We start from the raw sequence: 12672 nt of genomic DNA, 5'->3' as shown, positions 1-12672 counted from the left end.
ACTAAATTTAGGTTTTTATTCTTTTATATTAATTTTTCTTAATTTGTTTAATTCTATAACCAATTTGGGCAAATTCTTAAAATGAACATAGGATTTACTAAAATCATTATAACTAAATGCTGGTGTACCTTGAATCATTTCATCGTCCTTCATATTCTTAGTCACTCCCGATTGTGCTTGAATTCTTACATTATTACCAATCACTATATGTCCCGAAATTCCTACTTGACCTCCAATAATACAGTGTTTACCAATTTTTGTTGAACCTGCAACACCTGTTTGAGCTGCTATCACGGTGTTTTCTCCAATTTCTACATTATGTGCGATTTGGATTTGATTGTCCAATTTCACACCGTTTCTAATAATTGTCGAACCCATTGTTGCCCTATCAATTGTAGTTCCTGCTCCAATTTCAACATCATTTTCAATGATAACATTTCCAATCTGCGGAATTTTATCATAAGAATTTTCCGCATTGGGTGCAAAACCAAATCCATCGGCTCCAATAATTACACCTGAATGAAAGCAACAATTATCTCCGATTATAGTTTCCGAATATATTCGAACTCCAGCATGCATCAACATATTGTCACCAATAGTAACGTTATCACCAATGTAGCAGTTGGGATAAATTTTGACATTTTTACCCATTGTCACATTTTTACCTATATATGTAAAACTACCTAAATAGAAATCTTCACCATATGTAACGTTATCTCCCATAAAAACGGGCTGCTCAATTCCTTTTTTACTGTTGTTTTTAGCTTCAGCATAAAAAGTCAATACTTTAGCAAAAGCGCCATAAGCGTCTTCCACCTTAATAAGTGTCGTAAGTATTGCTGCTTCAGGAATAAAATTTTTGTTAACAATAGTCACAGAAGCTTGCGTAGAATAGATAAAGTGAGCATATTTAGGATTGCTCAAAAAAGTAAGCGAACCGTAAACGCCTTCTTCAATTTTTGATAATGTAGAAACTTCAGCAAGCGGATTTCCCACGACTTCACCTTCTAAAACGCCCGCTATTTGTTCTGCTGTAAATTTCATTCTGACAAAAATATAAAAAATAGGGTTTAAAACTTACTTTTCAGCAAGTACTTTTGGGAAGCAAATATAGTATTTAGTTACCGGTTTTGTCAACGCCTTTAAATTTAATTGGTCTGATGCCGTAACTACGTCTTCAATTGTCTTGTCTTTCTTCAAAATTCGGATGGGTTCTGAATCTTTACTGTAGGCTTGATTTTTAATTTTTCCACGGGTAACAAAATAAGTTGCATCGTGAAAAGTCAAACCTGTCAACTTAATAAATTTGTTTATTAATACATCAACTTGCTCTTGCGTAAATTTTTCATCGCTAATTTTTATCTTCAATAAATCACGATTGATAATCATGGAACTCAAACTTTTCAACACATAATCGTCGTGGTATTGCCACATTTTCAACGCACTGATAATATCGTAATCGTCCAATTGTGCAAATAAATTCAACGTTTTTGAATCAAAATCTTCTTGCGTAATTTTATTTTGCATAAAAAACAACAATGGTTGACTGCAAGGTAAAACGATTCCTCTTTGCGTCAATTCCTTGGCTCTTTTTAGGACTTTCGTCAAAATCACTTCGGCTACTAAACTGGTTTTATGCAAATACGCTTGCCAATACATCAATCGTCTTGCCATCAGAAATTTCTCTACCGAATAAATTCCTTTTTCTTCGATAACCAACGTATCGTCCACCACATTCATCATCTGAATCAAGCGTTCCGAATTGATATTACCTTCCGCAACTCCCGTGTAAAAACTGTCGCGACGTAAATAATCCATTCGGTCCATGTCCAGCTGACTTGAAATCAATTGCAACATAAATTTCCGATGGTATTGTTCTTTGAAAATTTGGATAGCCAAAGTCAATTCACCATTGAATTCTTTGTTTAATTCGTCCATAAAAAGCAACGAAATCGACTCGTGATTCACATCTTCAACAATACTGTGTTCCATGGCATGCGAAAAAGGTCCGTGACCAATATCGTGCAATAAAATCGCAATATAAAGTGCTTTCTCTTCCTCTTTTGAAATTTCAACGCCTTTAAAACGCAATACATCAACGGCTTTTTGCATAATATGCATACAACCTAAAGCGTGGTGAAACCGCGTATGATGAGCTCCTGGATAAACCAAATAAGACAAACCCATTTGAGAAATACGTCGCAAACGCTGAAAATAAGGATGTTGCACTAAATCATAAATCAACGTATTGGGTAAAGAAATAAACCCATAAATGGGGTCGTTGAATATTTTAAGCTTGTTGACTTCTGTTGACATAAATCCTTTTTAGGACTGCAAATATAACGAATTAAATACAAGTTGTAAGGCATTGAATTTTAATACAAAAAAGACCAAATTAAGTTTGAAATCTTTTCACTCAACTGATAAATATCACTTTTTTAGTGAATGAAAAATTTAATATTTGTTCCTTATAATATATGAACTATGAAATTTGAAAAACAAAAACTCCACTCCTTTCACATTCCGGTGATGGGTTTGGCTTATACGATTGACAGCCCAATAAAAGTCGCTCATTATGGCATTTCATCTGTACTTTCTATTGTTGACGATGATTTGATTGAAAAAATGACTGCTTTTTACAGCAAAAAATTCGAAAAACCGTACCACGAAATTACCCTGAAAATGGAGGATTATCGTGCAAAACGTATTACGACGTATCTCGATTTGGTGTCTGATATTGTTCAAAAGAAATTTGAAAGTTTTAAAGTTGAATTGTGCGAAAATAAAGAAGCGCTTGAGCAATACATCAATATGTTGCCAACTCAATCAGATGTTAGAAGTGGTTTGCAGCATTTAATTGAAGACGGATATGAGCTCAAAAACAAAGTAGCTGATTATATTGAACGTCATCTTTCTCCAGGTGCTATTGACGTGAATATTATGACAAAAGTAGACAAAGAAAACTTCAATAAAAACGAAGCTTTGCCTGTAATTTTTAACGATGCTCATGCGGCACTTCGAGGTTTTGCTAATAGTAAATTAACTTCGTCTGTTGTACTTTCTGCAGGACTAAATCCGAGATTGTACAGTTATTTTGAGCAATTTCCAGTCTTCTTTGCAGACGAAAACAACCAACTTAAAAAGAAAATCATCTTGAAAGTGAGTGATTTTCGTTCGGCAATGATTCAAGGAAGTTTCTTCGCTAAGAAAGGTTTGTGGGTTTCTGAATACCGCATTGAATCGGGATTGAATTGTGGAGGTCACGCCTTTGCGACTGACGGAATTTTACTCGGTCCGATTTTGGAAGAATTCAAGCAGAAGAAAGAGGAATTAATTGCGAACAATTTCCAAATAATGAATAAAGCGTTGGAATTGAAAAATCTTCCAACAGTTGAACAACCGTTTCCAATGGAAATAACCGTCCAAGGTGGTGTGGGAACTTCGGCAGAACATGATTTTTTGATTGAGAATTACAACATGGATTCTGTGGGTTGGGGTTCGCCGTTTTTATTGGTTCCTGAAGCTACAACACTTGATGCTGAAACCCGAACGCTTTTGGCGAAAGCCGAAGAAAAGGATTTGTATTTGAGTCATATTTCGCCATTGGGAATTCCGTTTAATGCCATTCGTGGAACGTCAAATGAGTTTTTCAAACAACAGCGAATTGACAAAGATAAAGCTGGAAGTTCCTGTCCTAAAAAGTTTTTAGCGTTAAGCAAAGACAGTAAAGGCAACGGAATTTGTACCGCTTCCAAAAAATACCAAGACGCAAAATTAGAAGAATTAGATGCGATTAAAGAAGAAATTTCAGATACTATTTTTCAGAAAAGAAAAGATTCGATTACGGAAAAAGCCTGTCTTTGTGTAGGTTTAGCGAATGCTTCGTACCTTGACAACGACATCAAAATAAAAGGTGAATCACAAGGTGTTGTTATTTGTCCTGGACCAAATATGGCTTATTTCAATGAAGAAATTTCTCTTGAAAAAATGGTGAATCATATTTATGGACGTGTGAATGTAATGCCTTTTGAAAATCGTCCGAATTTATTTGTAAAGGAAATTGAACTGTATGTTGATTATCTGAAAAAAGAAATTGAAGACCACACGAATATCACCAATGCAGTTTTGAAAAAATGGAACAGTTTTAAAGCGAATTTAATTTCAGGAATTGAGTATTATGAAGGTTTACTTTCACAGCAAAATTCATTTGACAAAAGCGAAACAACTCGTGAAAAACTACAGTTTTGGAAGAAAAGTATTTCCTTAATTGAAGTCCCTGTTTTGGAAATGGCTTAAAAAGAATCATATTTATATTTTGAAAGAGAAAATAATCACTACGATTGTTTTCTCTTTTTTTATTATTTAAAAGCGAACTATACGAGTAAATTTCACAACAATATCTATATAAAATATAAATTTATTCAACATCGATTTGCCATCTTTGTAGCAAATTGCAACTTACAACGAAATTTGAAGGTCAAAACGACTAAAAATAGCATTGCAATTTCACTAAAACAATTAAACTGAATCGCTTGAAAAAGTATACTTATAAAACACTTCGTGTAATTGCATGGATTTTTGGAATTTTGATTTTACTAATTCTTGTGCTATTTATTGCGATTCAAATCCCTGCTGTGCAAAATTTTGCAAAAGACAAAGCGGTTTCCTACCTAGAAGGAAAAATTAAGACCAAAGTGGTGATTGACAATTTTGAAATGGGTTTCCCTAAGAAATTCATTTTAGAAGGCGTTTATTTAGAAAATCAGCAGAAAGACACACTTTTATACGGAAAGAAAATTGCCGTAAACCTTAATCTTTTTGGACTTATCAACAATAAGTTGCAGCTGAATGATATTGATATTGATGGAGTTGTTGCCAATATTTCTCGCGACAATAAAGGCGTTTTCAGTTTTGATTATATTACAGAAGCTTTTGCCTCCGAAGAAGTAAAGAAGGACAGTTCGGCTCCAATGGTAATTTCTTTAAACACCATTGAATTAAATAAAATTCGGATAAATTATGACGACGATTTTACGAAGAACTTTGCGAATATTAGCTTAAATCATTTTGATACGAAAGTAGAAAACTTTGATTTACAAAAGCTGGATTTTAATGTACCAACGATTACAATTGACGGTTTTAGAGCAAAATTAAAACAAGGCATCGTTGAAAAAGTAGCGAAAGAAACTGAAATCGCCGTTAAAGAACAAGCGGAAACAAATACGCTTAAATTAAATGTTGAGGAAATTAACCTTTCTCAAATTTACTTGGATTATACTTCCGAATCTGGAAACATAAAAACAGTGACAGATTTAGCTTCATTGAAAGTTTTGATAAATGCTATTGACCTTGAAAAGCAAATTGTCGACATTAAAGAAATCAAATTAACCAATACAAAAAGTTCACTTGCAATGACTAAAAAAGAGCAAGTAAACCAAGTTAAAACTGAAGTTCAAACGGATACAATTACTACTCAAAATAATTGGCAATTAAAATTGAATTCCATAAAAATCGACAGTGTTGATTTTAAATTTGATGATTACAATAGTGTTGCAATCCAAAAAGGAATTGATTATAAACATTTGGATTTAAAAGGGTTGAAACTAGATGCAACTACCTTTTTCTATTCAGAGAAAATGATTTCGGGAACCATCAATAATTTTAAATTTTCAGATAAAAGTGGTGTTCAAGTTGATTCATTGACAACTGATTTTTTCTATGGAAATCAAGGTTCGTATTTGAAGAAATTATATTTAAAAACACCTCAAACGGAACTTAAAAATGAAATTATCGTCGGTTACGAATCCATCAACACAATTGGAGATGACATTGGCGATTTAGCTTTAAATGCAACTTTAGAAGGAAGTCAAATCGGATTTAAAGACATTTTATTTTTCGCTCCTGATTTGGCGAAAAGCAATCCGTTTAAGGCAAATCCAAATGCTATTTTAAAAATAAACAGCCGGATTTCTGGCAAAGTAAATGACTTTAAGATTCCAAATCTAGAGCTTTCAGGTATTGGAACTACAAAAGTGGTAGCAAGCGGAACGGTTACAGGTTTGCCTGATGTTGAGAAAATGAACTTGGTATTAGACTTGAAAAATTTTCAGTCTTCAGCGAAAGACTTGAATGATTTTTTACCTGCTGGAACCATTCCAAGTAACATTCAATTGCCAAAAAATTTCTCAGTTAGTGGGAAATTTAATGGTGGAATCAATAATTTTAATACGGATTTACAACTAAAATCAAGTTCTGGAAATGCAACAATTAAAGCGCTTTTTGACCGAACTCGAAAAAATGCAGAACGTTACAATGCAACTGTCAATTTAGACCGATTTGATTTGGGTCGTTTGTTGCGAAATGATTCTATTGGAAAAATATCTATCAATGCTAAAGTAAAAGGAGTTGGATTAAATCCGAAAACAGCAAATGCAACGATTTCTGGAACTGTGAAACAAGCTCAATTTAACAGATATAATTACACCAATTTGAATCTTGACGGTTCGATTGCTAACGGAACTTTTGACGTAAAAGCCGATATGAACGACCCAAATTTGACGTTTAAATTAGCAACAAGTGGTGGATTTAAAGACAAATATCCTGCAGTAAAATTGAAGATGAATTTGGATATTGCTGATTTAAACAAATTGAATTTACACGCTGGACCTTTAAAAATAAAGGGAAATATCGTCGCTGATGTTCCAACGGCTGATTTGGATTTCTTGAATGCTCGAATTGATTTAACCGACTTGGTTTACGCTAACGAAAAAGAACAAGTTGCGTTAGACAGTATTAAAATTCGGGCGATTGCAACTGCTGAAAAAAACACAATTACATTACAATCTCAATTTGCAAACGCTGACATTGACGGACAATTTAAGTTGAGCGAAATTGGAACTGCTTTGCAAAATTCAATTGCCAAATATTTTGATGCGAATCCTAATGCAAAGAAAAAAGCAACAACGGATCAACAATTGGCGTTTAAAATCAACATTAAAGACGACCCAACTTTACAGAAAATCATCCCAAATTTAACCAGTTTGCAACCTGTTGAAATCGTTGGTAGATACAATAGCGTGAACGATACAATTGCAATTAAAGGGAAAATACCTAAAATTGTGTATAATGGAAATACAATTTCGGGAGCTGTGATTGACGTGAATACTAAAGGCGATTCGTTGGTTTATGACGTTGTAGTAGACGATATTAGCATGGCCTCTTTTGGCTTGCCGTACACTAAAATCTCGGGAACTGTTGCCAATAATATTGCGAATTATGATTTATTATTAAAAGATGCTAAAGGCAAAGATCAGTACGCTATTTCAGGAAATTTAGAGACAAAAGACAATAATAATACGGTAAAATTAAATTCGGATAATTTTTTACTGAATTATGAGAAGTGGATTATTCCAAACGATAATTCAGTAGTATTAAATGAGAAAGGATTGACGATTGACAACTTCAATTTAAAGAATAATGGAAGTGCGATAAAAGTACAGTCACAAAGTAAAATGCCGAATGCACCAATTGAAGTTGCCTTTGAAAAATTTGACATTACCACAATCACCAATGTTATTAAGAAAGAAAATCTTGATGCTAGCGGTGTATTGGACGGAACAATTTTACTTAAAAATTTAAAAGACAATCCATTATTCACGGCTGATTTGAATATTGAAAATTTTACATTTAATAAAGACACCGTTGGAAATATTGGTATCAAAGTAGATAATACCGTCGCTAACAATTACGATGCAAAAGTAGCGATTACTGGAAATGGAAATGAAGTAAATTTAAATGGAACCTATAAAGCCGATTCTAAGACCTTTGACCTACTACTTGATTTAGAAAAATTGAGTATGAAAAGTATTCAGGGCTTTACGATGGGAAATCTTACGAAAAGTGAAGGCTTTTTATCTGGTAAATTTACAGTAAAAGGAACATCAGAAGCACCAGCTATTAATGGAACGTTGGATTTTAACGCTGTCGGATTTAATGTGAAGCAATTGAATTCTACCTTTAAAGATATTAATGACAAAATTGTCATCGATCAGCAAGGAATTGCGTTCAATGATTTTGAAATTAGTGATGCAAATGATAATAAATTATTTGTAAAAGGAGCTGTTTTAACTCAAAATTTCCGCGATTATGGATTTGATTTAAATATTGAAGCGAATAATTTTAGAGCAGTAAATTCAGGTCCTCAAGATAACGATGTGTATTATGGAAAATTATTTTTGGATACTAAACTTTCTGTCAAAGGTGATTTAAATCAACCGGTTGTGGAAGGTACAATCAAGATTAATAAAGACACCGATTTCACCATTGTACTTCCGCAATCGGATCCATCTATTGCTGATCGTGAAGGAATTGTAGAATTTATTGACCAAGACAATCCTCCTTTATTTGACAAATTAACGGTAAGTGACACCTTAGCTCAGACAAAATTAAAAGGAATAATAGCCTCTGCAAATATTGAAATAGTGGAAGAAGCTGCGATTTCAATTGTGATTGACAAAGGAAACGGAGATTTCTTAAAATTAAAAGGAGAAGCGCAACTGACAGGTGGAATTGATGCATCGGGTAAGACGACACTTACAGGTAGATATGAATTTACGGAAGGAAGTTATGAAATGACTTTTAATGTAATCAAGAGAAAATTTGACATCAAGGAAGGAAGTTACATTTTATGGACTGGCGAACCAACTGATGCAGACGTAAATATTACCGCAATTTATAAAACAGAGGCTGCACCAATTGATTTGGTAGAAGATCAATTGGGAACTTCAACAGCAGGAATACGAAATACCTACAAGCAAAAAATTCCGTTTGAAACCGAACTAATTATGAAAGGGGAATTGCTGCAACCTGAAATCACATTTGACATTGTTTTACCAGACGGAAACAACTCGGTTTCTACCGATATAATCAACGCGACAAAACTGAAATTAGAACAAATCAGACAAGAACCTTCTGAACTCAATAAGCAAGTATTTGCGTTATTGCTGCTCAACCGATTTATTGGCGAAAACCCATTTTCAAGTGAAGCTGGCGGTGCAGATGCAGGATCATTAGCGCGTCAAAGTGCTAGTAAAATTTTGTCGCAACAATTGAATAATTTAGCTTCCGACTTGATTGATGGTGTAGAATTAAATTTTGACTTAGAATCCACAGAAGATTATACCACAGGTGAGAAAGCAAATAAAACCGACTTGAATGTAGGCGTTTCCAAAAGTTTGTTGAACGATAGATTGAAAGTTACTGTGGGAAGTACAATAGGTTTAGAAGGTCCTCAACAAGCCAATCAAGAAACCAATAAAATTGCTGGTGATGTAGCTTTAGACTATCAACTTACTAAAGACGGCAGATACCGCGTTAGAGCTTACCGCAAAAATGATTACCAAGTAGCGCTCCAAGGTCAAGTTGTGGAAACTGGCGTCGCATTTATAATTACTTTTGATTACGATAAATTCCGTGAGTTATTTCATAGAAGTAAAGAAGAAAAAGAGGCTAAAGAGCGAATGAAAGAGCAAAAATTACGCGAAAAGGCGAAAGACCAACTTGAAGAAAAAGAAGCAAAAAAAGAAGTAGAAGTAGATTCTCAAAAAGAAAAATAATGAACATTAAACAACTTACCTTTTCCATAATTTTTTTACTTCTGTTAAGTGCATGCAACAGCACCAAATACGTTCCAGAAGGCGATTTACTTTACACTGGCGGAAGCGTAAAAGTGGAAGATTCCTTGATTTCCAAAAAACAGCGGAAAGCACTGAAAGGTGTGATGGAAGATATGTTGCGACCAAAACCCAATAAATCATTTTTAGGACTGAAACCTAAATTATTTTTCTACAATCTAGTGAGCGAACCTAAAAAGCAAAAAGGTTTTAAACACTGGATTAAATACAAATTGGGAGAAGCGCCGGTCTTATTTAGTTCGGTTGATTTGGATTACAACGCTGATGTTTTGAGAAATTACAGCGAGAACAACGGCCATTTTAAAACACGTATTGAAGCCGATAGTACAAGACGAAAAGACAAAGCGTCTGCAGAATTCATAGTTACACCTGGACAACAATATAAAATTAAATCGGTTACCTTTCCTACCGATTCCACTATTTTATCCACTTCTATAAACCAACTTAAGAAAAGATCACTCTTACGAATTGGCGATCCTTATAATTTAGAAAACATAAAATTAGAACGTCAGAGGATTGATACTCGTTTGAAGGAACGCGGATTTTACTACTTTTCTGCAGATGATATATTGGTTCAAGTGGACAGCACCGTTGGCAAGTTCGAAGCCGATTTAATTTTAAAAATTAAAGAAGAAACAACAGCTAATGCTAAGGAACAATTTAGGATCAATGACATTTTTGTTTACCCCAATTTTAAAATCACGGACACCATTAAAGGTGAAGAAGGAAAAATAAAGAGCTACAGAGACTTTACCATTATTGATAAAAATAATACGTTTGATTCGCGCGTTTTTGACCGTGCTTTGTATTTTGATAAAGACGATTTGTACAACCGAACCAATCACAACTTATCATTGAACCGATTGGTGAATTTAGGCACGTTTAAATTTGTAAAAAACTCCTTTAAAGTTGCCGATACCACCGGAAATTATTTAGACGCTTATTATTATTTAACGCCTTTGACAAAAAAATCTTTTAGAATAGAAATTTTAGGTAAAACCAATTCAGCCAATTACACGGGGACGGAACTTAATGTAAATTGGAGCAATAGAAATACATTTAAAGGTGCAGAATTACTGAGCATTTCTACATTTGGAGGTCTGGAAGTGCAAACAGCGGGACAAAATAACGGCTTCAATGTTTATCGAGTGGGTGGCGAAGTCAGCTTGATATGGCCTCGATTTATCTCACCTATTAAATTAAAATCAGGAAGCGGTTTTGTGCCAAAGACGAAAGCATTAATTGGCTATGAATTTCAAGAGCGCTCCAAACTGTACTCTTTAAATACCTTCCGAGCTTCTTTTGGTTACATTTGGAAAGAAAACATTAGAAAAGAACATGAATTAAAAATTACCGAAATTACGTACGCAAGTCCAATGAATGTGAGTACTTTGTACGATAATCAGGTCAAAAATAATGAATCATTAGGCAAGGTGATTGAAAAGCAACTGATTTTTGGCCCTACGTATTCGTACACCTACACAAACACGATGCAAAAACGCAAGAAGAATACCATGTATTTCAAAGGCGAAATGGACATTGCGGGAACTGTAGCAGGATTAGTATCTGGAGCGGATGCTAAGTCTAAAGATCCGAAAGAAATTTTAGGCGTTCCGTTTAGCCAATTTGTGAAAGTGCAAGCTGACTTTAGATTTTACCACAAATTGTCACAGGACAGCGAGATTGCCAGTCGTGTGGTTGCTGGAGGTGCAATTGCGTACGGAAACTCCACTACGATTCCGTTTATTAAACAATTTTTTATTGGTGGAACCAATAGTATTCGAGCATTTCGGGCACGTTCAATTGGACCAGGGTCCTTTGCTCCCGTAGTAAATGAAGGTGGATTTCTACCTGATCAATCCGGGGATGTCAAATTAGAATTCAGTACTGAATACCGTGCAAAAATCTACAGTGTAGTTCACGGAGCAGTTTTCTTTGATGCAGGAAATATTTGGAGCATCAATGCTACCGATGCATCACAGGATGCACAAAATCAGAAAAATTTCTCTAGTAAATTCTTTGATGACATCGCTGTTGGTGCCGGACTCGGACTTCGATTTGACTTTTCATTCTTAATTTTAAGAACTGATTTTGCAGTACCTTTACGCTTACCTTATGGAAATGTATCAGACCGATGGATTTTAGACAAAGTAAATTTAAAATCAGGTGTTTTCAATTTAGCCATTGGTTATCCATTCTAATTTAAACGGATGAAAATATACAATAAAACGAATTTCCATAAATATACTTTTTGCATTTTTACAGAGGTCTCAATTGCTGAAATAGCTGCTTTAAAGTTGAATTACATCAGCAAATCTGGAAGCGAATATTCCTTTACCACCACAGGCGTTTACCGCAAATCCAACCATTGGGGTCGTGCGGCAAATTGCAAGTGGCGTTTGCAAAGTAATGGTCTGGAACAATCTTCTCGAGTAAAAGTAGGCTATGCCAATTGGGATGAATTTCACTCTATCAACGAGATTGAAAAATTATATTTTATTGAAGTAGATTTTACAGAAAAATCAGTTCAGTATTACCACAAAAACACATCCAAAAATCAGGGAAGGTTTCTGAGAAATGCAGTTGATACAACAAAGAGAGTTAAGGAAATTCGAAACATTTTGCCTGACGGCAAAAACTTGAAATATTGGGATACAGGGGAAGATTTTGATTCCTTATTATTTAAAGTGATTCAGCTGATGATAAGTACAGATTATACTTTATTACAAATTAAGCAACAGCTACTCAAACCTAGTTATACTAAATAAATAGCAGCAAAAATTACGTAACCTATCAATAATACTACCGATATAATATTTCTATTTAGGTCAATATTTTTCCTGTTAATGTAAAAATTTTTCTTTTGTATTTTATCCATCTTTTCCATAATCCTGCCTTTATTAATTACAATGTAAATTTACGACAGCAATGCGACTGATTTTTTACGTGTAAAATCAATTATATTATAAAATTAATTACT

6 protein-coding genes are annotated in these 12672 nt (G+C 34.1%); 4 read left to right on the top strand and 2 right to left on the bottom strand.

Translation table 11 applies throughout. From position 1 onward, the window contains the following. Window positions 1–15: 15 nt before the first annotated feature. Window positions 16–1044, bottom strand: coding sequence for a UDP-3-O-(3-hydroxymyristoyl)glucosamine N-acyltransferase (gene lpxD, locus H602_RS0110795; protein WP_026978004.1), 1029 nt, complete (start codon window positions 1042–1044; stop codon window positions 16–18). A 33-nt stretch (window positions 1045–1077) separates the two neighbouring features. After that, a complete protein-coding gene (locus tag H602_RS0110790; protein WP_026978003.1) occupies window positions 1078–2316 on the bottom strand; it encodes an HD domain-containing protein in 1239 nt (412 codons plus the stop codon). 168 nt (window positions 2317–2484) lie between these two features. Between H602_RS0110790 and H602_RS0110785 the strand changes: the two genes are divergently transcribed. The 4 genes from H602_RS0110785 to H602_RS0110770 all read left to right on the top strand — a co-directional run bounded on the left by H602_RS0110785 (window position 2485) and on the right by H602_RS0110770 (window position 12460). Continuing rightward, window positions 2485–4296 carry a hypothetical protein gene (locus tag H602_RS0110785; RefSeq protein ID WP_026978002.1) on the top strand — a complete coding sequence of 604 codons (1812 nt, stop codon included), beginning with the start codon at window positions 2485–2487 and terminating at the stop codon, window positions 4294–4296. A 236-nt stretch (window positions 4297–4532) separates the two neighbouring features. Beyond that, complete coding sequence (locus H602_RS0110780) at window positions 4533–9614, top strand: translocation/assembly module TamB domain-containing protein (protein WP_051224398.1); 5082 nt, start codon at window positions 4533–4535, stop codon at window positions 9612–9614. Then, entirely contained in the window at window positions 9614–11893 is a 2280-nt protein-coding gene (tamL, locus tag H602_RS0110775) for a translocation and assembly module lipoprotein TamL (protein ID WP_026978000.1), read from the top strand. Before H602_RS0110780 ends, tamL begins: the two co-directional genes overlap by 1 nt. A gap of 9 nt (window positions 11894–11902) precedes the next feature. Further along, window positions 11903–12460, top strand: a complete 558-nt coding sequence (locus H602_RS0110770) for a hypothetical protein (RefSeq protein ID WP_026977999.1) — start codon at window positions 11903–11905, stop codon at window positions 12458–12460. Window positions 12461–12672 lie beyond the last annotated feature (212 nt).

The sequence above is a fragment of the Flavobacterium tegetincola DSM 22377 genome (genome assembly GCF_000425485.1).
GTDB lineage: Bacteria > Bacteroidota > Bacteroidia > Flavobacteriales > Flavobacteriaceae > Flavobacterium > Flavobacterium tegetincola.
The sequence above is the reverse complement of the archived record's forward strand: the minus strand, read 5'-3'. Positions and strand labels throughout refer to the sequence as shown.

What these genes read in the sequence shown, in the direction of transcription:
- lpxD (WP_026978004.1), bottom strand. Translation starts at nt 1,044, where the DNA reads ATGAAATTTACAGCAGAACAAATAGCGGGCGTTTTAGAAGGTGAAGTC.
- H602_RS0110790 (WP_026978003.1), bottom strand. Translation starts at nt 2,316, where the DNA reads ATGTCAACAGAAGTCAACAAGCTTAAAATATTCAACGACCCCATTTAT.
- H602_RS0110785 (WP_026978002.1), top strand. Translation starts at nt 2,485, where the DNA reads ATGAAATTTGAAAAACAAAAACTCCACTCCTTTCACATTCCGGTGATG.
- tamL (WP_026978000.1), top strand. Translation starts at nt 9,614, where the DNA reads ATGAACATTAAACAACTTACCTTTTCCATAATTTTTTTACTTCTGTTA.
- H602_RS0110770 (WP_026977999.1), top strand. Translation starts at nt 11,903, where the DNA reads ATGAAAATATACAATAAAACGAATTTCCATAAATATACTTTTTGCATT.